This window comes from Streptomyces sp. G-G2, from assembly GCF_030063135.1.
Classification (GTDB): domain Bacteria; phylum Actinomycetota; class Actinomycetes; order Streptomycetales; family Streptomycetaceae; genus Streptomyces.
Map to the genome: position 1 here is coordinate 82,073 of NZ_JASISO010000013.1, position 19,473 is coordinate 101,545.

Consider the following 19,473-nt stretch of genomic DNA (forward strand, 5'->3'; position numbering starts at 1 on the left):
ACGGACCTCTCGCCCCGCTCCCAGCCCGACCGCCGTCGGCGACCGCGCCGCCACTCCCCCGCCGAAGGGTGACCCGGATCCGGCATGCCCGCCACCACCCCCGGCCCCGACACCGCCCGTCCACGTCGGCGTCGGCGTCCACGTCGGCGTCCGCCTCTCTGCATCCCCACCATCCCCACACGACTGGAGAGCAGTGTGCCCGTCCTCGGAAGAACGCCCACCGGCCCGCGACGCCGACGGCGCGCCGCCTTCGGTGTCCCGGCACTGACCGTCGCCGCGCCGCTCGTCGGCGGGGCGCAGTCACCGCCCGCCGCCGCGACCGGACCGGCGGGAGCGACCGTCCGCCTCGACCCCGGCTACCAGCAGCAGCCGTTCGAGGCTGGGGCACTTCGCTCGCCTGGTTCGCCCAGGTGACCGGCGGCTGGCCCGAGGCCCAGCGCGACCGGCCGGCCGACGCCCTCTACGGGACGGGCGGCCTGGGCTTCACCGTCGCCCGGTACGACATCGGCGGCGGTGACAGCCCGGAGACCGAGCCCTACATGCGCCCCGGGGCCGCTGTCCCCGGCCACTGGAACCGTCCGGGCGCCGAGACCCCCGACTGGTGGGACCCCGAGAACCCGGCGCACTGGAACCCGGACGCCGACCCCAACCAGCACTGGTGGCTCAAGGCGGCCAAGGCCCGGGGAGCGGACACCTTCGAGGCGTTCTCGGACTCCCCGCCGTACTTCATGACCAACAGCGGCCTCGTCTCCGGCGCCGCCCCTTCCTCCGGCCGGGAGCCCGCGCGATCACCACGGACGACGCCGCCACCCTGGCCGCGGTCGGACCGGGTGGCCAGGGGGCGGTCGTGGTCCACACCAACTCCACCGACACCGCCCGGGCCGTCACCCTGGACCTCAGCGCCTTCCAGAACGTCTCCCCCGTACCGGTCAAGCGCTACACCACCGACGCGCCCAAGAACCTCCACCGGGACGCCGACCTCGCCACCACCGGCAAACGCCTCACCGTGACCGTCGGGCCGAACTCGGTCACGACGCTCGTCCTGCCGGGCGCGACCGGCGTGAACACCGGGGCCACGGCCTCCTCCTCGACCGCTCCCCGCCTCCTCGTCAATGCCGGCAGCGGCATGGCGCTCGCCGTCGCCACGGCCGGAGGGAACACCCCGGTCGTCCAGCGCGCGCCGGACGAGCGCGACCCCGCGCAGCAGTGGGTCCTCACCAAGACGGTGCCCGGCGACTGGAGCAGCACGGCCTCGTACCGCCTGACGGACGTCAGGAGCGGCCGGGCCCTCGACGTCGCCGGCGACGGCCTGTCCTTGCTGCCTCCCGACCCGTCGCCGCAGCAGCGCTGGATGCTGTCCACCGCCGGAGACGGGCAGTACACGCTGGTCAACAGCGCGACCGGCGCCCTCGTCGACGTCACCGGCGAGTCCCACGCGGACGGCGCCCCGGTAGGCGCTTACCGCCCCACCACGGGAAGCAACCAGACCTGGACCTTCCGCACGGCCCCGGCCGGCTGACGCGCACCGCGCGGGTGGCCGGGGCGACGTCCTCGCCGCGAGGCACCACGACGGGTGAGCCGGCGCGCCCAATCCGTGCGTTTCGCGCCGGACTTGGCTACTTTGGCCCCCTGCATGGCTCGGTTTCGCCGCTGGGCAGCGGCATTTACTTGGGCCATACATTGTTCACGGGATGCTCCTTCCCGGACGTTCCATGAGTGGACGTAGGGTGAATTTTCGGGCGGTCCGCCAGGCGGTCCGGCCGACCGTGAACAATGCGGGGGCACACAGGTGTTAGTCGGAGAGCGCATGCGAACCCTTCGCCTGGAGCGCGGCTGGTCGCTGTCCCGGCTGTCGGAACTGGTCCACTACAGCAAGGGCTATCTCAGCCGCATCGAGAACGGATCCCGTATGCCGTCGCTCGAACTGGCCCGGCTGTGCGACCACACGATGGGCACGGACGGCGAGCTGGCCCGGCTGCTGACGACGGTCGGACCGCTGGAACCGGCCGGGCGGCCGGAGGCCGTCGAGGGGACGGAGGGCGCCGGGGCGCGGGCCCCGACCGCGCGGCCCGTACCCGCGCAGCTCCCCGCCGTCGGCCAGATGTGGGGGCGGCACGGAGAGCTCGCCCGCGTCGAGGCGTTCCTGGCCGGCCACCGTGGGCCCGCCGTCATCGCGCTGGACGGGTTGGGCGGCGTCGGCAAGACCACCTTCGCCGTCTCCCTGGCCCGCAGCCTGAGCACCTCCTACCCCGACGGAGCGCTCTTCGCGGACCTCCAGGCCCACGGCCCCGCCGGCCTCCCCGCCGTACCCGGCGACGTCGCCGCCGGGCTGCTGCGCACCCTCGGACCCCTGACCCCGGGCGTCTCCGTCGACCCCTCCGAGCGGATGGCGCTGCTGCGCAGCGCCCTGGCCGAGCGCCGGGTCATCGTGCTGCTCGACGACGCCGACTCGGTGGCGCAGGTGGCCCCGCTGCTGCCCGCCGCCGGGAGCGGACTGTTCCTGGTGACCAGCCGCCGGCGGATGGCCGGGCTGAGCGTCCGGCACGGGGCGCTGCGCCTGAGCCTGGACCCGCTGGCCACCGACGAGGCCGTGCTCCTGCTGCGCCGGGAACTCGGCCGGCGCGCGGCTCCCGCCGCCGAGAACGGGCAGGCCGCGGCGGACGCACCCGCCGGGTCCGACGACGCCGACGAGGTGCTCGCGGTCATCGCCCAGCGGTGCGCCTACCTCCCGCTGGCCCTGCAGATCGCCGCCGAGCGCATGGCCGAGCAGGGGCTGGCCGCCGCCCCCGCGCTGGCCGCCGAACTCGGCCGGGCGGGTACTCGGCTGGACGCCCTGGCACTGCCCGGGGAGGCCGGGACGACGGTGCGGTCGGTGTTCGCCCTGTCCTACCGCAGGCTCCCGGTCGAACAGGCGCGGGCCTGGAGGCTGCTCGCGCTCCACCCGGGCGCCGTCGCGGGGGTCGGCGCCACCGCGGCACTGCTGGGAGACGCCCCCGAGACGGCCGCGCGCCTGCTCGGCGAGCTGCACGCCGCCCACCTGGTGGCCGAGGTCGAGCCGGGCCGCTACCGCATGCACGACCTGCTGCGCGAGTACGCGAGGGAACGCGTCGAGGCGGAGGAGACCGCGCGGACGCGCGCAGACGCCGTCGGGCGGGCGCTCGCCTGGTACCTGCACACCACCGAGGCCGCCGGCGACCAGTTACTGGGCGAGGGACGCCACCGCCTGCCGGTGGATCCGCCACCCGAGCGGTGCGAGCCGCTGCCCTTCGGCTCGACCGCCGACGCGCTGGAATGGTGCGAGACCGAACGTGTGAACCTACTGGCCTGCGCCCGGGCCGCGCGGGCCGCGGGCAGCGCCGTGGCCTGGCAACTTCCGTACTCGCTCTGGGCGTTCCTCTTCCTGCGCCACCACCACGTCGACCAGCTGAACGCCGGCCTCGTCGCCCGGCAGGCCGCCGAGGCCGACGCGGACGCCGGGCCGCTCGCCGAGGCCTGCGCCGAACTCGTACTGGCCAGCGCGCGCGCCGGGCTGCGCGAGCACCAGGCCGCCGACGGGCACTACCAGCGCGCCCTGGAGCTGTTCGCCGACGCCGGAGACCGGGCCGGCGAGGGCGGCGTGCTGCTCGGGTACGCCATGTCCTGCGTGCGGCAGGGCCGCGCGGCCCAGGCGGCCGGTCACGTGGAACGGGCCCTGGAACTGTTCACGGCGACGGGCAACACCTGGGGCGCGGCGTGCGCACTGGCCGGGATCGGCGAGGCGCACCTCGTACAGGGCCGCCCGGACGCGGCGCTCGCCCCGCTCTCCCTGGCCCTCGAACTGCACCGCGCCCACGGCTCCCTGTGGATGCAGGCGTCGACCTGGACGCTCACCGGAACCGCGCACCGCGAGCGGGGCGACCACGCGGGCGCCGAGGACTGCTACCGCCGGGCACTGGAACTCCACGGCCGTACGGGCATGCGCGCGGGCAGCGCCCACGCCCTGCACCAGCTCGGCACCTGCCTCGCCGCCCAGGGCAGGATCCCGCAGGCACGCCGGGCCTGGCTGACGGCCTGGGCGCTCTACGACGACCTCGGCGATCCGCGCGCCCAGGACCTCCGTATCCGCCTCGCCACGCTCCCGCCCTGTCGGACGGCGCCGTCGGACGGCGAAAGGACCCCGCCGTCGGACGGCGCCGTCCTGCTCAGGGAGCGAAGTCGATAGTCCCCGCCCTGCGTCCGCGCACCAGTTGGAGGCCGAACGCCACGTGCGCGGCGGCCAGCCAGCCCAGCCCGACCAGGGCGCCGGCCGCCGCGTGCCCGGCCACCGAGACCGCGCCGTCCCCCCGCACCAGCGCGCGCAGCGCCGCGAGCGTGTGGGTCAGCGGCACGGCGTCGGCGGCCCCGCCCACCCAGGCCGGCCAGTAGGCGACCGGTACCTGCACTCCGCAGACGGCCATCATCAGCAGGTAGCCCGCGTTGGAGACGACATTGCGCAAACCGCTCGCGTTCAGTACCAGCGCCGCCAGGAACAGCCCGAAGAAGTAGGAGGTGAGCGCGGTCAGCACCACCAGCCCGACGGCGGGCAGGACCTGACCGGGCTCCCAGCCCAGGCCGAACAGCGGACCCAGCACGAACAGCGCCACCACGGAGGTGCCCGTCCCGCTCACCGGCCACTGCAGGCTCCGCCCCACGAACACCGAGGTGATCCGCGCCGGGGAGGCGGCGAGCAGGCTGAGCGTGCCCGCCGCCCGCTCCCAGCTGGACGAGGCCACCACCGACAGGGACTCGATCACACAGGTCATCAGGGCGTTGCCCAGGACCAGGTACTCGGTGCCGGACGGACCGCTCACCACCTTCCCGAGCAGGGTGAAGAAGGTCACCTGGGCGAGCATCCGGCCGAGCCAGCCGAAGGTCCAGGTCTTCCAGGTGTAGATGGCCCGCAGGTCGGCATAGGCGTTGGCCGCGCTGTACCCGACGATCCGCAGCTGTTGGACGAACATGACGGACCTCACGCCCGGTTGAGGGTGCCCAGTCGGCGCACCGTGGTCAGGACCCGCCCCAGCAGCACCAGACCCAGGGCGGCTCCCGCCGCGCCCAGGACGGTGATCGCCGCGAGCCGGACCAGCGGGGAGTCGACGGGCGGCGTGGCGAGGGAGTCGCGCAGCAGATCGGAGGACCAGGACAGGAACACCAGCCGGGCCACGGGCCGCAGCCACTCCGGCAGGTAGGAGACCGGGACCAGCACCCCGCCCAGCAGGTAGAACGGGTAGCTCAGGGTGTTCTGCACGATCCGGGCCGACGGCATCAGTACGAACAGGGACGACAGGATGGAGGCCGTCCCGGCCGTGGCGAGTCCGGTGGCCAGCACACAGGCCGCCGTCGCCAGAGGGTGCGGGAGGCCGATCCACCGGTCGAAGACCAGCCCGGCGGTCAGCCAGGACTCCGCGAACGCGAACAGGCCCACGGCCGTGACCGCGCACAGCCGGCCCATCACCACCACCCCGAGCCGGGCCGGTGCCGCCACCAGGCCCTCCAGGGTGCCCAGGGCCCGCTCCTCGCTGATCAGCTCGCCGGCCGTGTACAGCGCCAGCAGCCACAGCGACATCAGGGTCGGCGCGACGACCGCGTAGCCGGACAGGTCCCCGCGCCCCGAGCTGTCGCTGACGGCCATCAGCACCACCGTCAGCAGCGGGGCCGTCAGGCAGACCTGGAGGGTGTGCGGCGAGCTGCGGGCCATCCGCAGCTGGAACCACATGGCGGTGGCGAACAGCCTCACGGGTTCACCGCCATCCCCCGGTCCCCGACCAGGTGCAGGTAGACCTCCTCCAGGCTCGGCCGGCCGGTGGCGAGGGAGGTCACCCCGGCGTCGACCAGCAGCCGCAGCACCGCTCGGGTGGCGTCGGTGTCCCGCGTCTCGATCCGCAGCCGGCCGGACCCCGCCGACTCGACCGACACCACGCCGGGCAGCCGCCCGAGCGCCTCGGCGGCCCGCTCGGGCACCGGGCCCGCCTCCACCCGCTCGTGGTGTGAGATGAGCGCGCCGATCTCGGAGGGCGCCTTCGTGGCGACGATCCGGCCCCGGTCGACGAGCGAGACCCGGTCGCAGACCGCCTCCGCCTCGGCCATGTCGTGCGTGGTGAGCAGAACGGTCCGCCCGTCCTCCCGCAACTCGCCGACCAGCGCGCGGAAGTCGTGGGCGGCGACCGGGTCCATGCCGACGGTGGGTTCGTCGAGGACGAGCAGCCGCGGATCGGCGACCAGGCCGCGGGCCAGGTGCAGGCGCTGCTTCATCCCCCGCGAGAGGGTGTCGACCCGGTCCCCGGCGCGGTCCGCGAGGCCCATCCGCTCCAGCAGCGCGTCGGTGCGCCCGCGCAGCGTGGAGCCGTGCAGCCCGTACAGCGCGGCCCAGAACCGGATGTTCTCCCGGACGGTGAGCCGGCTGTAGAGGCCGCGGTCGCCGCCGAAGACGATGCCGATGGACTGCTTGACCCGGCCCGCGTCCCGGACGACGTCCAGGCCCATCACCTCGGCGGTGCCGGAGGTGGGGAGCAGGATCGTCGACAGGATCCGGCACAGGGTGGTCTTCCCCGCGCCGTTGGGCCCCAACAGGCCGTACACCTCGCCGCGTTCGACCGTCAGGTCCACCCCGTCCAGGGCGCTTACGTCGTTCCCCGTCTTCGGGGCCCGGTACTGGCGGGTCAGCGCCCGGGTCAGTACCGCCGTCACGCCGACTCCCCGGCGAGGCCGTCGAGTTCGCGCAGGGCCGCGTCGTACTGCTCCTGCCCGACCAGCTCCCCGGTGACCAGCAGGTAGTCCCCGACCGGCGTGAGCAGCAGGGCCTCGTCCCCGCCGAAGCGGTGCACCCGGGCCCGCTCCCAGCCGGCGCGCGCCGCGAGCTGCTCCTCGGTCCGTCGCAGCGGCATGCCGTAGAGCGGCACTCCGGCCGCCAGGGCCGCCTCGGCGCCGGGTGCGAGGGGCGCGTCGGCGGGCACGGCGGCGCGGCGCGCGCGCTCCGCGTCGGCCGCCGCCGCCAGGGCGTCGCCGACCAGCGGGGCCAGGGCGCCCAGCGGTGCCTTCTCCTGCGCGTACGCGAGCAACTCGGCCAGTTCCGGGGCCAGATGGTACAAGGACGCCGCCGCGACCAGCTCCGGGGGCGACAGGCCGGCCGACAGGTCCGCCGAGCGGCCGAGCTGGTGGAGGTCGATGGCGTCACGGGGATGGAACGGGCGCTGGAACCGCTCCTCCGCCAGCGCCAGCAGGTTCGATGTCAGCACGTCGGCGGGCATGACCGCCCGGATCGGCACCGCCCCCTGATCGCCGACCAGCGCCGCGGTGGCGACCTCCACCCGCAGCTCCGGATCGAGCAGCGGGTCCTCGGCGGGCCCGCTGAGGGTCACCACCACGTGCCGCTCCGGAGCGCCCAGCACGGACACGCCCACGTGCCGGGGCCGGTCCGCCATGAGCAGCCGGACCGCCCGCCACAGGTCGGGCTCGCCGACGGTGACCAGGTCCAGGTCGCCCTGGGGACGGAGCAGGTCCGGCGGGTAGGCGCGGGCCAGCAGGGGGCCCTTGACGGGCCGGACGGGCACCTCGGCGGCCACCCGCTCCAGGACCGCCTCGTAGTGGGCGGCCCGCCGCTGGGCACGGGCCAGCTCGCCGCGCGCCGCCTCGCTCATCGGGGCGCCCTCGCGGGCCAGCGCGGACAGGACCAGGTACGGCAGGGTGTAGTGCTGCTTGCGGGCGGCGAACAGGAGATAGCCGGGGCCGAAGTCCTCGGAGACGTCCAGCACGTCGTACAACAGGGCCAGGTCCATCTCAGGCAGCACCCTTCTCGGAGCGGGAGGGGGAGTCGGTGGCGGAGCCGGTCGGGCGCCGCCAGAAGACGTGGTCGGCCTCCCAGCCCCGGCTGCGCAGCGAGGCGACGATCCGGGCGCCCGGGTCGGCGTCGGTCCGGGGCGACGGGTGGACGACGTGCCCGAGCAGGGGGAGTTCCAGCCGCCGGGCGTGCGCGAGCGCCGCCGCCGTCAGCGCGGTGGCGGCCTCCCGGCGGGGCCCCTCCGGCAGGTCGACCAGCAGGTCGACGAGTTCCACGGCGCGGCGGTCGGTGACCTCGTCCTCGGCGTCGCACAGCAGGGTGGCGTGCCCGACCGCACGGCCGTCGAGGCAGACCACGTACGAGTGGCGGCCGGGGGCCGCGAGGCACTCGCGGGCCAGCTGCCCGGCGACCGCCGGGTCGGCCGTGGTGCCGAGGTCGGCGCTGCCGTGCACCATCGCCCGCACCAGCCAGTCGGCGACGGCCTCCTCCTCCGACGGCTCGGCGGGCCGGACGCGCAGCCCCGAGCCGGCGTCCGTACCGGTCGCCGGGGCGTCGGCGCCGGCCGGGTGGTACAGGTAGCTCAGCTCGCGCCGCCAGGGATCGTCGAGCGGGACGGACGCGGGGGCGCGGACGACGACCGAGGCCGCCCGCGGATCCTCGCCGAGGGCCTGGTCGACCAGGCCGGCCAGCCACTGCGGGTCGGCCAGCAGCTCCTCGTCGCCGTACTCGACCAGGAACCGGCGCTCGTCCAGCAGCGGGTCGTGGTGCATCCCCGCCACGTACCGCAGGCCCCGTACCCGGTGCAGCAGTCCCGCGTCGGCCGCCTCGGCGAGGTAGCGCCCGGACGCGGCCGCCGCCCCCAGGGCGCTCACGACGCCTCCGGGCGGACCACCGCGACCAGGTCGGCGCTCAGCTCGGCGGCCGCTCGGCGTACGTCGTCGGCGCGGACGGCGGCGATCTCGTCCAGCTCGCGCGCCACGTCCCAGGGGACCGGGCGGGTCAGCGCGCGCATGGCCAGCAGCCGGGCGTGCTCCATCGGCGTCTCGGTGTCCAGGACCAGGCTCATCCGGACGTGCCTGCGCGCGGCGTCGAGGTCGGCGGCGGTCGGGCCGTCGGCCGCCAGCCGGGCCAGCTCGCGGGTGACGATCTCCACCGCCCCGGGGCCGTTGCCGGCGTCCACGCCGATCAGCACCCGCCAGGCCCCGGATTCGGTGTAACCCCGGTCCCACGCCTGGAAGGAGTACGCCAGGCCGGCCGCGACCCGCAGCTCGCGGTACAGCACCGAGGAGGCGTTCGCCCCCAGCAGGTTGGCGAGCACCGCGTACCGGTGGCGGTTGGTCTCGGCGAGTCCGGCGGAGCGCCCGCCGACGGCCACCCAGCCGAAGCCCGCCGGCCAGGCGGGCTCGGCGGCCCGGACCGGACCCAGCGGCGCGGCGGGTGTGGCGGCCCGGGCGGCGGCGGCCTCGGAGCGGCCGTCTGCCAGTCCGGCCAGCGGGCCCGGCAGCCGCGGGCCGACCACGGCCACCGCGATCGGGGCGGCCAGGAACTGCTCGCGGTGGCCGCGCGTCACCGCGTCGAGGTCGAGCGCGAGTACCTCCCGCGTCGTCCCGCCGACGGGGCGGCCCAGCGGGTGGCCGGGGAAGAGGGTGCCGAGGAAGGCGTCCTGGACCACGTCGGCCGGATCGGCCTCGGCGGCGGCGAGTTCCTGGAGCACAGCGGAGCGCTCCGTCTCCAGGGTGGCCTCGTCCAGCGCCGGGCTGAGCACCCCGCGCAGCAGCAGCTCGGCGACCTGGTCCGCGTCCTCGGCGTCGACCTGCGCGTAGAACAACATGTGTTCGAGCCCGGTCTCGGCGTTGGCGTTGCCGCCCCGGCTCTCGATGTGCTGGACGAGCGGGGCGCCGCCGGTCACCGGCGCCGACATCAGCAGGTGCTCCAGCATGTGGGCCAGACCGCCGCGGCCCGCCGGATCGTGGCGGGATCCGTACGCCACGCCGACGCAGATGCTGGTGGTCCGCAGCCGTTCGTCGACGGCGAGGACCAGGGGGATCCGATCGACAGGGATCATCACGAATTTCCTTGGGGTGAGAGGGAGGAGAGGCGGGAGAGGGATGAGCGGCCGAGGTGGGCGGCCCGCTCGAGTTCCTGCGCGCAGAGCGCGGTGATCCGCTCGGCGAGCGCGGCGGGCGGCGCACCCCCCGTACGCGGTCCGGGGCCCGGTACGGCCGCCGCGAAGCGGGCGCAGAACAGGGCGTCCGCGAGCTGTCCGGCGGCGAGCAGGCCGCGGGCGTCGGCCAGGGCGCGGTGGTCGGCCCCGGTCACCGCGCCCGCCTCCCCGAGCGCCGCCCGGACCCGCTCCTCGTCCGGCTCGCCCAGCTGCCAGGCCTCCCGCAGTACGTCCCACAGCTGCGGCCGCGCGGCCGAACGGAGATCGGCCGGAACCCACTTGGCCTTGTGGAAACGCGTCGGCCCGGTGGCCAGCACCAGGCGGGCCAGGTCGTAGGCGGCGCCCCGGACCTCGTCCCAACCGGGCCCGTCGCCCGCCCCTCGCCCCGGCGCCACCCGGCGCCGCACCGCGGACAGGGCCTCCGCCAGCAGGGCGGCCGGTACGCGCTGTGCGGCGGCCCGCTCGGCGAGGCGCGGCGCGTGCCCCTCGGGGTCCAGCAGGACCAGCCCGCCGAGCCGCGCGGCGGCGCCGAGCCGCTCCGAGGCCGCGTCGAACGAGTCGGCCGCCTCGTCGTCGAGCCCGCGCGTCAGGTGCTCCGCCTCGTCCAGCGTGAGGTGCTCGACGGACACCTCCACCCCGTCCACCGTGCGCCGCGTCGCCGGCCGTCCGGCGGCGCCCGGCTCCGGCCGGTCGAGGACCAGCAGGTTCAGATCGGAGTCCGGGCAGGCGCGGTTGCGGCCCACCGAACCGGTCGCGAGCACCGCGACGGCGCCGGGCTCCCGGCCGAGTTCCCCGGCCAGCCGCCAGGCGATGTCCACCCGGCGGACGCTCTCGGCGCTCCCCGGGAAATCGTCCACCTCGCAGAGGCGGGCGGCGGTCAGCGCGGCGGCCGCCGCCTCGGCCCCGAGCCCGTCGGTGAGGGTGGCCACCGCCCGGCGCCGCCCGCCGTGTTCGAGGAACGGGCGGGCCAGGACGGTGTCCGGGGCCAGCCCGGACGCCCGCAGCGCCTGCCCGGCGGCGGTCCCGTCGGGTCGCAGCCCGAACCAGGTCCGCGCGTCCTGGAGCGCCTCGATCGCCCCGTTGCTCAGGTGGACCCCGTTGTTGGTGCGGCGCACCGGCTCGCCCGCGGGACCGCTCAGCGGGTAGAGGCCCGCCAGCGCGTCTCCGCGCAGGCTGCCGGGCAGCGCCCGGGCCGGGTCGGTGACCCCGCAGAACTCGCGGCGCACCCGCGCCCAGGGCAGTGGCCGCGCCCCCGCGGGGGCCACCAGGACGGCGACCGCCCGGTGGCCGGTGTCCTCCAACTGCCCCAGCACACCGGGCATGTGCGGGTTGATCACGACCACGGCCGGCTCCGCCGGGTGCGCCGGATCCTTGTAGACGTTGACGAAGAGGCAGTCACCGATCTCGTTCGGGCCGTCCACCGCACCGCTGTTGAGCCCGTGCTGCTCCGCCGAGGCCGTGCTCCACCCCTCCAGCCTCGCCACCGACAGCCGTCCGCCCACGAGCAGGTCGTAGGCGCACACCACGGCGAGGTCCTGCGGCCGGGCACCGAACCGGTCGCGGAACTCGGGCCGGTCGTACACCCGTAGGAAGGCGATCCGCTCCTCGGCGGTCAGCGTCCCGCGCCGGGCCAGCTCGGTGTGCGGCAGGTAGTGGTCGTCGGCCAGGCGGCCGCCGACGATCTCCTCGTCCTCCAGTACGCGCGCACGGTCCGCCCGGTAGCCGCAGTCGGCCAGCCGCCGCGCCAGCTCGCGCAGCGTCGTGGCGCCCACCGCCATCCCCGGCTTGAACAGGACCACTCCGGCCGCGTCGACCGGGCCGGGCGGCGCGTCGGGATGCCGCCACAGGCCGGTGCGCAGGACGGACTCCAGGCCGGGGGAGGCGCACGCGTCGGCGTCGGGCACCCGGCGCAGCTCCCGGCGGACCACCGAGGCCGCCCACCAGGACGCGTCGCAGGCGAGTCCGTCGGGGACGGTGAGTGCAAGGTCGCGCCCCGGGCCGTGGGCGCGTACCTCGGTGAGCCCGTCGCCGGCCGGGGTCACGGTCAGACCGTCGGCCGCGCCCGAGAGCCGGGCCAGCAGCCGGTCGGCGTCCAGCTTCCCCGAGATCGTGAAGGTGCTCACCCGCCGACCATTTCTTCCTGGGTCCGTACGACGGCGTGCGCCGCGTGCTCCAGGGTCTCCTCGATGACCTCGTCGTCGTGGACGGCGGAGACGAACCAGTTGTGCATGGGGTGCACGAACGACCCCCGGGCCGCCATGTGGACGCTGAAGCGGCGCATCCAGAGGAACTCCTCGTCGCCGTCCACGGAGAGGGTGGGCATGGTGGCCGGACCGGTCACCCGCAGCGGGACGCCGTGCAGTTCGCCGAGCGCGGCCAGGCCCGCCACCAGCTTCCCGCCCGCGGTGTGCATCCGCTCGATGCCGCCGTCGTCCTTCAGCAGCCGCAGGTTGGCGATCGCGCCGGCCATCGCGGAGCCCGAGTTCCAGTACGTGCCGGCCACGAAGACGGTGGAGGCGGCCTCGCGCAGCGCCTCGGTGCCGGTGACGGCGGCGATCGGCCAGCCGTTCGCCATCGCCTTGGAGAACGCCACCAGGTCCGGCCGGTAGCCGAAGTAGGCGTGCGAGCCGCGCATGTCGAGGTGGAAACCGGCCCGGACGTCGTCCGAGACCAGCAGGGCTCCCGCGCGGTCGCAGTGCTCGCGCAGGGCCTTCAGCCACGCCGGGTCCGGCAGCGCGGCGGCTCCCGGCACCGGGTGCTGGAAGGGGGTGATGACGACGGCGGCCAGCTCGGCGCCGCGCTCGGCGAACAGCCGGTCCAGGCCCTCGACGTCGTTCCAGGCGACGCTCACCACGTCGTGGGAGTCGGAGGGCGGGCGGCCCTCGCCCGGGTTGCACCAAGCGCACCAGCCATGCGAGCCGTGGTAGGCGCCCTCCACGCAGGCCACCAGGGTGCGCCCGGTGTGTGCCCGCGCGGTCAGCAGGGCGATCCAGGTGGCGTCCGAACCGCTCTTGCCCCAGGCCGCCCAGGCTGCTCCGTCCACCGTGTCCACGAGCAGCTCGGCCAACTCCACGGATCGGCCGGTGGCCTGGCTGAGGCACTCGCCCAGCCGGGACTGCTCGTGCACGGCCGCGTCGACCTCGGCGCGGGCGTACCCGTTGACCATGGTGCCGAAGCCGCAGATGTAGTCGACGTACCAGTTGCCGTCGACGTCCCTCAGCCGGGGGCCCTCGCCGCGCTCGGCGAACCAGGCGTACTCGGCGGGGTCGAACACGGCGGGGAACTTGTTGTGCCCCCACACGCCGCCGGGGATCACCCGCTCGGCACGTGCCAGCAGCTTCTGTGAGGCGGCGTACCGCCCCTGTGCGCTCTCGTGTGCGCTGTCGTTCATCAGTTCTCCTCGACCTCGGCCGGTGGTGGGGTGCGGTGGCGGGTCAGCCGCGGACGCAGGGGCGCAGCCGCTCGACGGCGCCGGGAAACTGCCGGGCCAGGTCGTCGGCCCGGGCTACGGACTGGTCCCGGTAGTCGAAACCGGGGGCGACTATCTCGCTGATCAGCCCGTGGGAGACGCCCTCCGGGAGCCGGCTGGCCTTCCACCAGCCGCCGGGGCAGGTGAACACCAGGACCTGGCCGGCCCCGGCGTCCTCACCCATGACCACCTCGTGCACCACGCCGTCGGGCGAGAGCAGCTGGTAGTGGATGGGGCCGCCCGCGTTCAGGAAGTGCGTGATGTGGGCGTTGTTGAGGTGCAGGTACCCGATCGGCGAGTCCCGGTCGAGCAGGTAGTGGATCGTGTTGGCCAGGGGGCGCGTGCCCCGGCCGGTCTCCAGCGTCCCGGCGGACTCGTAGTACTGGCGGAAGTAGCCGCCCTCGATGTGCGGTTCGAGCCCCAGGGCCTTGTCCAGCGGCCGCCCGTCCGACGCGGCGGCCGGCACGGTCGCCTCCGGCAGCTCCGGCCAGGCGGTGTCCCGCGCACCCTCCTCGAAGGCGATTGCGGGTACGAGGGCCTCGCTCCAGAGCCCGGCCCCACCGGCCGCCAGTTCCAGGGCGTACCAGCGGCCCGCGGGCACGGTCAGCTGGAACGGGTCGCCGGTGGCGGGGAACCCGCCGAGGGGGCGGCCCTCGGGCCGGCCCTCCCCGTCCCGGGTCCACAGCAGCAGCACGGTGTCCGGACCGTGCGGGGGATGGCGTACGAGGACGGTGTCCGCCTCCGCGCGCCGCCAGCCGGTGCGGGGCGCCTCGGCGCCCAGCAGCCGGGTGCGGAAGGACATCACCCGGCGCTCCAGCGGGGCGCCGTCGTACGCGTCGTGCGCGCCCGGGCTCGCGGCCCAGCCGCCGTCGGCGGTGGGCTCGAGGTCCAGGAGGCGTACCAGGTCGTCGGTTCGATACATGTGTGCGTGCGTCCCCAGGGGATCGGAAGGGCGGATGGCGTTGCGTCAGTACCGGTAGGAGTCCGGCTTGTACGGGCCGGCGACCGGAACGCCGAGATAGGCGGCCTGTGTCTCGGTCAGGGCGGTCAACTCCGCGCCCAGGGCTTCCAGGTGCAGCCAGGCGACCTTCTCGTCGAGGTGCTTGGGCAGCGCGTGCACGCCGATCGGGTAGTCGCGCACCCCGGTGTACAGCTCCAGCTGCGCGAGCACCTGGTTGGCGAAGGAGCTGGACATCACGAAGCTGGGGTGTCCGGTGGCGTTGCCCAGGTTCAGCAGCCGTCCCTCGGACAGCACGATCAGCGTGTGCCCGTCCGCGAACGTCCACTCGTCCACCTGCGGTTTGACTGTCTCCCGCCGGATCCCGGGCAGCGCGGCCAGTCCCGCGAGGTCGATCTCGCCCTCCGCGTGGCCCATGTTCCCGACGATCGCCTGGTGCTTCATCCGCGCCAGGTGCCCGGCGGTGACGACGTGCCGGCTGCCCGTGGTGGTCACCACGATGTCGGCCCGCTCGATCACCGACTCCAGCGCGGCGACCTGGTAGCCGTCCATGGCGGCCTGGAGCGCGCAGATCGGGTCGATCTCGGTGACCACCACGCGGGCGCCCTGGCCCCGCAGCGCCGCGGCGCAGCCCTTACCGACGTCGCCGTAACCGCAGACCACCGCAGTCTTGCCGCCGATCAGCACGTCCGTCGCCCGGTTGATCCCATCGATGAGGGAGTGTCGGCAGCCGTAGATGTTGTCGAACTTCGACTTCGTCACCGAGTCGTTGACGCTGATCGCGGGGAACAGCAGGGCGCCCGACTCGGCCAGCCGGCGCAGCCGGTGCGCGCCCGTCGTGGTCTCCTCGGTGACCCCGCGCACGCCCTGCGCGATCCGGCTCCAGCGGCCTGGGTCCTCGGCCCGTACCGCGGCCAGCAGCCCTGACAGGGCGGCCTCCAGCTCGTCCTCGTCCGGATCGGGGGAGGGCAGGGAGCCGGCCAGTTCGCCCTCGACCCCGCGGTGCAGGAGCAGGGTGGAGCCCGCCGCGTCGTCGAGGAGCATGTTCGGCCCCCGCCCGTCGGGCCAGCACAGTGCGCGCTCGACGCACCACCAGAACTCCTGCGGGCTCTGCCCCTTCCAGGCGAACACCGGGACACCCGCCCGGCCGTCCAGCCCGCCGCCGGGCCCGACCACCACGGCCGCCGCGGCGGCGTCCTGGGTGGACAGCACGTTCGAGCCCGCCCAGCGCACCCGCGCGCCCAGGGCGGTCAGCGTCTCGATCAGCACCGCCGTCTGCACCGTCATGTGCAGCGTCCCCGAGATCCGCGCGCCCGCCAGGGGCGCCTGCCCCGCGTACTGCGCGCGCAGCGCCATCAGGGCCGGCATCTCGTGCTCGGCCAGGCGGATCTCGGTGCGGCCCCGCGAGGCCAGGGAAAGGTCCGCCACCCGCAGGTCCTGGCCGGTGGTGGGGCCGCCGGAGCGGGTGCGGAGCGCCGGGTCCGCGGTCGCCCGCACAGACGGCTGCGCGGTCCGGCTGGTTGCCGAGGTCATGGGGCCCTCCCCTATTCGGTGGTCGTCCTTGGAGGGTGGTTGCCGCGGCGAGCACGGCTCAAGGGGTTGCCCGTTGCCCGATCGGATTGGCAACTGTTTCGCGCCCGGAAGACAGAGGGACGGTGCTCCGTTGTCGCGTTGCCAGAATCAGGCAACCCCTTCCCCCCGGGAAATCCACCGGGAAAGCTTCGGGGCAGAGAGAACGCCGCCTCCGGAAATTCCCGGGCCGTGGTCGTCTCTCCCGTCAGAGAAGGGAGGTGTTCAGACATGCGTAACCACGCTGTGGGCCTGCGCCCGCGCCTCGACAAGGTCAAGACCGGCCGCTGAGCCGGGTTCTGACTTCACGGTGAGTGCCGCGGCCACCTGTCCGCGGCACTCACCGGCATGTCCGGGCACCGACGTCCCCAGGTTCCCGGCGCCCGGTGTCAGACCCTGGAATTCTGCGAAGCATTCCCTTCGAATTGTGAGGTGGACTTCACCATGTCAGACGACCCAAAGCCTTTTCTCATCCGCCCCACGGGCTGCCTTTTCGTACTGTCGGGACCTTCCGGTACGGGAAAGACTTCGCTGAGCCGCGCCATGGTCGCAGCCGACCCGGCCCTGGCCGCCACGCGGTCCGTCACCACGCGCGAGCCCCGCCCGGGAGGCGGCGAGGAACACTACGACCACGTGACCCGCGACGAGTTCCTCAAGATGGCCGGGAACGGCGAGTTCGTGCAGTGGATCCACCCCTCCTTCGACGAGTACTACGGGACCCTGCGCGCCCCCGTGCAGGAGGCCCTCGACGAGGGCCGCGACCTGGTCCTGGACTACTGCCCCGAGGGGTACCTGAACCTGAAGCGCTTCTTCCCTGAGCAGACGGTCGGCGTCTTCGTGATGGCCCCGAGCGTGCAGATGATGGACCGGCGCCTCGCGGGCCGCGGCAGCGAGAACGAGCAGGAGCGGGAGCTGCGCCACACCATGGCGCTGCGCGACTTCAACTTCGTCGACCAGCACGACTACCACGTCGTCAACGACGACTTCGACGAGACGCTGGCCACCCTCATGGCGATCCGCCGGGCGGAGAAAGCCCGGCTGACCCACCAGCGCACCGTGCTCGGGGCGTACGCGCGCCACGCCGAGCCGGCCCTGCTGCGCTACTACTGAGCGCCCCCGGAGCGGAGGACCTCCGCGCCCATGGCGGTCTCCCTCACGCCCCGCCAGCCCGCTCCCCCGCCCGCGCGAGCGCCTTCGGCCCGTAGGCGGCCGTCCAGACGGGCGGGCTTCCCCTCCCGCACCCGGGGAATGCGGACGGATCGCTCTGGAGGCCGGGGCCGGGGCCATGCCCGGCCTCTTCCCGCTCGCGCGCTTACAGGTACTGGCAGGTGGAGCGGGGCACGAAGGCACCGTGGCCGGCCCTGCAGGTGTACTCGCGCCGGTCGATGACGAGTTCGCCGCGCGAGAGCACGGTGACCCCAGTAACTCACGGTCGTAACGGCGCACTCCCCAGCGCGATCGACCCACTCGGGCCGCGGGGCGATCCACACCGTCCACTGCAGCACCGCGGGCGGTATCTCCGAACCCTGCACCGCCCCCGGGCGTGGAGGGACAACCTGGTCCAACGCCAATGGAGGAAGCCTGGTGGAGGAACCACCCGCACCCCGTCGCGGCGGCAGGTGAAAATCCCGGAATTTTGGTTACGCGGGGCGGTCGGTGTGATTGTCCCAGTAGTGGGTGAGCATCTCACCGGGCCAGGCCGGGACGGTGACCGGGCCGCGGGGACCCATCTGCGGGAAGTACGGGGCGAGGTCGATCACGGGGGTGCGGTCGACCGCGTCGAGGTCGGTGACGTGCAAGTCCAGACCGTCCCTGCGCAGGAGGCGGGGGAAGGACGTGGCACGTTGCGCCGGTCGCCTGTGGTTGCGGTGGACGAAGGTGCCAGTCGCGGGCCAACGGGCGTCCCCGCGGGGACTGCGAGCGTGAAGCTCCACGTCGGTGGGCGAAGCCATGGTGAAGGGCCAGGTGACCACCAAGTGGGAGAACTCATGGATTCCTTGCAGGACTTCAGTGGGGGAAGTCGGCATTGAGGCGGATGATCGCCGTGGTGCCGCCCTGGTAGTCGTCCAGAGGAGTGGTGTGGCCGCCGACGACGGTGGCGACCGGCGTGTAGGTGAAGGTCTGCTCGGACACGAGGTCCCCCTGATCGGTCCAGCAAGAGCGCGGCTCCGGCGGCGGCTTGGTGTCCTGATGGCCGGGTCAGACTACGTTGGCGAGGAACTCGCGTGCCCGCTGGTCGAGGTGAGCGGCGGTGCTGCCGCCCCTGCCCTTGACCGGGGAGAGCGTGGAGCCAGTTGCTCACCTTCACCGTGGGCGGCCAGGACAGCATCGTCAAGCAGACCGCCGTCCAGACCGGGGCGGTCCTCCTGATCGTCTCTGGATCTCCGGCTCTCGTGGACGCGCACACGGAGAAGGCCCTCACCAAGACCCGATCCGAAGGCTGACCAGAGCATGTGCCGGGCCCCGCCGCCCCTCCAGGACCGGCGGGGCCAACCTGCATATCGTGGGCCGCCAAACCAGTCGCTCAGGAACACGGGTCCGGCCGCGCAGGACTGGAGCTTCGGCAGCGCCGCAGGGTGACGTGAATACGTCTGTACGTCTTCCCGGTAGCCTCCTGCGCCGCCCTCCGGGCGGCCCTCGCCGGGCCTGAAGTACGTCTTCGAGGCGTCCTGCTGTCGGCCCCTGCGGGGCCGCTCTACCCTTCGCCGCTGCCCTATTGGAGGTTGTCCCACGTGGCAAGTTTCGCGATCTTCTTGTAGCAGGTCAGGGCGGCGGCCATGGCCAGGCCTCGGCTCTGCCTGTCGTTGCGGACCACGTACGGGATCTTGAGACCACGAGCAGCCCATGGCAGGCTCATGCCGCATGATCGATGAATTCGCGAAGGACAACCTGCTGGGGAGACTGCGGCGTGACCGCAAGGCGCTGCTCTGGAAACTCGACGGCTTGTCCGAATACGACGCCCGCCGACCTTTGACAGCGACCGGGACCAACCTCCTCGGCCTGGTCAAACACGTGGCCACCGTCGAGGCCAGGTACTTTGGCGAGGTCTTCGACCGCCCTTCCCCGGAACCGCTGCCCCGGTGGCAGGACTCCGACGGCAGCGATCTGTGGGCGACCGAGGACGAGACCCGCGATCAGATCATCGGGTTCTACCGGCGCACGTGGGAACACTCGGACGCGACGATCAACGAACTTCCCCTCGACGCCCCCGGCCATGTGCCGTGGTGGCCGGAGCCTTATCCCAACACGAACCTGTTCGCCGTCATGGTCCATGTACTCGGCGAATCCATCCGACATGCCGGGCACGCCGATATCCTGCGCGAGGGCCTCGACGGCCGGACTGGGATGCGCGCCGAACACGAGAAGCAGATCGACGAGGAAGCCCGTGCAGCCTACTGCGCGAAGATCGAGCAGGCCGCCAGGTCGGCCGCACCAATCAAGGCGTAGAGGCTGCCTCACGTGACTTGATGTTCGTGCGGCATGCTGCCGGTCGTGGGTGCTGATCTGCCGACGCGGCC

The 19,473-nt window shown here is 73.9% G+C and carries 16 protein-coding genes and 2 pseudogenes; 6 read left to right on the forward strand and 12 right to left on the reverse strand.

Features of this window, described 5'->3' with window-relative positions:
- Window positions 1-410: 410 nt before the first annotated feature.
- The 3 genes and pseudogenes from QMF80_RS13270 to QMF80_RS13280 all read left to right on the forward strand — a co-directional run.
- Window positions 411-683: pseudogene (locus QMF80_RS13270) on the forward strand (hypothetical protein); the annotation flags it as partial.
- A gap of 164 nt (window positions 684-847) precedes the next feature.
- A complete protein-coding gene (locus QMF80_RS13275) occupies window positions 848-1,519 on the forward strand; it encodes an RICIN domain-containing protein (protein WP_283452780.1) in 672 nt (223 codons plus the stop codon).
- 288 nt (window positions 1,520-1,807) lie between these two features.
- The gene (locus QMF80_RS13280; RefSeq protein ID WP_283452782.1) at window positions 1,808-4,201 is read left to right on the forward strand and encodes a tetratricopeptide repeat protein; all 2,394 of its coding nucleotides are present in this window, start codon (window positions 1,808-1,810) and stop codon (window positions 4,199-4,201) included.
- Here QMF80_RS13280 and QMF80_RS13285 read toward each other — a convergent pair.
- Genes QMF80_RS13285 through ahcY form a run of 10 tightly spaced genes read right to left on the reverse strand, consistent with a single transcriptional unit; the run spans window position 4,182 to window position 15,883 of the window.
- Window positions 4,182-4,979 carry an ABC transporter permease gene (locus QMF80_RS13285; protein ID WP_283452784.1) on the reverse strand — a complete coding sequence of 266 codons (798 nt, stop codon included), beginning with the start codon at window positions 4,977-4,979 and terminating at the stop codon, window positions 4,182-4,184. The genes QMF80_RS13280 and QMF80_RS13285 overlap by 20 nt on opposite strands.
- An 8-nt stretch (window positions 4,980-4,987) precedes the next feature.
- Window positions 4,988-5,755, reverse strand: coding sequence for an ABC transporter permease (locus QMF80_RS13290; protein WP_283452786.1), 768 nt, complete (start codon window positions 5,753-5,755; stop codon window positions 4,988-4,990).
- A complete protein-coding gene (locus tag QMF80_RS13295) occupies window positions 5,752-6,705 on the reverse strand; it encodes an ABC transporter ATP-binding protein (protein ID WP_283452789.1) in 954 nt (317 codons plus the stop codon). The genes QMF80_RS13290 and QMF80_RS13295 overlap by 4 nt, the downstream gene beginning before the upstream one ends.
- Window positions 6,702-7,793, reverse strand: coding sequence for a nucleotidyltransferase family protein (locus QMF80_RS13300; RefSeq protein ID WP_283452791.1), 1,092 nt, complete (start codon window positions 7,791-7,793; stop codon window positions 6,702-6,704). Before QMF80_RS13300 ends, QMF80_RS13295 begins: the two co-directional genes overlap by 4 nt.
- 1 nt (window position 7,794) lies before the next feature.
- Window positions 7,795-8,667, reverse strand: a complete 873-nt coding sequence (locus QMF80_RS13305; RefSeq protein ID WP_283452793.1) for a hypothetical protein — start codon at window positions 8,665-8,667, stop codon at window positions 7,795-7,797.
- A complete protein-coding gene (locus tag QMF80_RS13310) occupies window positions 8,664-9,860 on the reverse strand; it encodes a M16 family metallopeptidase (RefSeq protein ID WP_283452794.1) in 1,197 nt (398 codons plus the stop codon). Before QMF80_RS13310 ends, QMF80_RS13305 begins: the two co-directional genes overlap by 4 nt.
- Window positions 9,860-12,082 carry a hypothetical protein gene (locus QMF80_RS13315; RefSeq protein ID WP_283452797.1) on the reverse strand — a complete coding sequence of 741 codons (2,223 nt, stop codon included), beginning with the start codon at window positions 12,080-12,082 and terminating at the stop codon, window positions 9,860-9,862. Before QMF80_RS13315 ends, QMF80_RS13310 begins: the two co-directional genes overlap by 1 nt.
- On the reverse strand, window positions 12,079-13,350 hold the full coding sequence (locus tag QMF80_RS13320) for an aminotransferase class III-fold pyridoxal phosphate-dependent enzyme (protein WP_283452799.1): 1,272 nt from the start codon (window positions 13,348-13,350) through the stop codon (window positions 12,079-12,081). Before QMF80_RS13320 ends, QMF80_RS13315 begins: the two co-directional genes overlap by 4 nt.
- Window positions 13,351-13,393: 43 nt before the next feature.
- Window positions 13,394-14,350, reverse strand: a complete 957-nt coding sequence (locus QMF80_RS13325) for a cupin domain-containing protein (RefSeq protein ID WP_283452801.1) — start codon at window positions 14,348-14,350, stop codon at window positions 13,394-13,396.
- Window positions 14,351-14,395: 45 nt separating this feature from the next.
- Window positions 14,396-15,883 (reverse strand): adenosylhomocysteinase, encoded by a 1,488-nt coding sequence (gene ahcY / locus QMF80_RS13330; protein ID WP_502962835.1) that lies wholly within the window; start codon window positions 15,881-15,883, stop codon window positions 14,396-14,398.
- Between the two features lie 516 nt (window positions 15,884-16,399).
- Here ahcY and QMF80_RS13335 point away from each other — a divergent pair.
- Window positions 16,400-17,065: a guanylate kinase gene (locus QMF80_RS13335; protein ID WP_283452805.1), complete on the forward strand. Its 666-nt coding sequence runs from the start codon at window positions 16,400-16,402 to the stop codon at window positions 17,063-17,065.
- Window positions 17,066-17,595: 530 nt separating this feature from the next.
- Here the strand turns inward: QMF80_RS13335 and QMF80_RS13340 are convergent.
- Window positions 17,596-18,088 (reverse strand): annotated as a pseudogene (locus tag QMF80_RS13340) (TrmO family methyltransferase domain-containing protein).
- 161 nt (window positions 18,089-18,249) lie between these two features.
- Here QMF80_RS13340 and QMF80_RS13345 point away from each other — a divergent pair.
- Window positions 18,250-18,399 carry a hypothetical protein gene (locus tag QMF80_RS13345; protein ID WP_283452808.1) on the forward strand — a complete coding sequence of 50 codons (150 nt, stop codon included), beginning with the start codon at window positions 18,250-18,252 and terminating at the stop codon, window positions 18,397-18,399.
- Between the two features lie 269 nt (window positions 18,400-18,668).
- Here the strand turns inward: QMF80_RS13345 and QMF80_RS13350 are convergent, their stop codons facing one another.
- Complete coding sequence (locus QMF80_RS13350) at window positions 18,669-18,812, reverse strand: hypothetical protein (protein WP_283452810.1); 144 nt, start codon at window positions 18,810-18,812, stop codon at window positions 18,669-18,671.
- Window positions 18,813-18,817: 5 nt separating this feature from the next.
- Here QMF80_RS13350 and QMF80_RS13355 point away from each other — a divergent pair, with 5 nt between their 5' ends.
- Window positions 18,818-19,402: a DinB family protein gene (locus QMF80_RS13355; protein WP_283452812.1), complete on the forward strand. Its 585-nt coding sequence runs from the start codon at window positions 18,818-18,820 to the stop codon at window positions 19,400-19,402.
- Window positions 19,403-19,473: the final 71 nt, after the last annotated feature.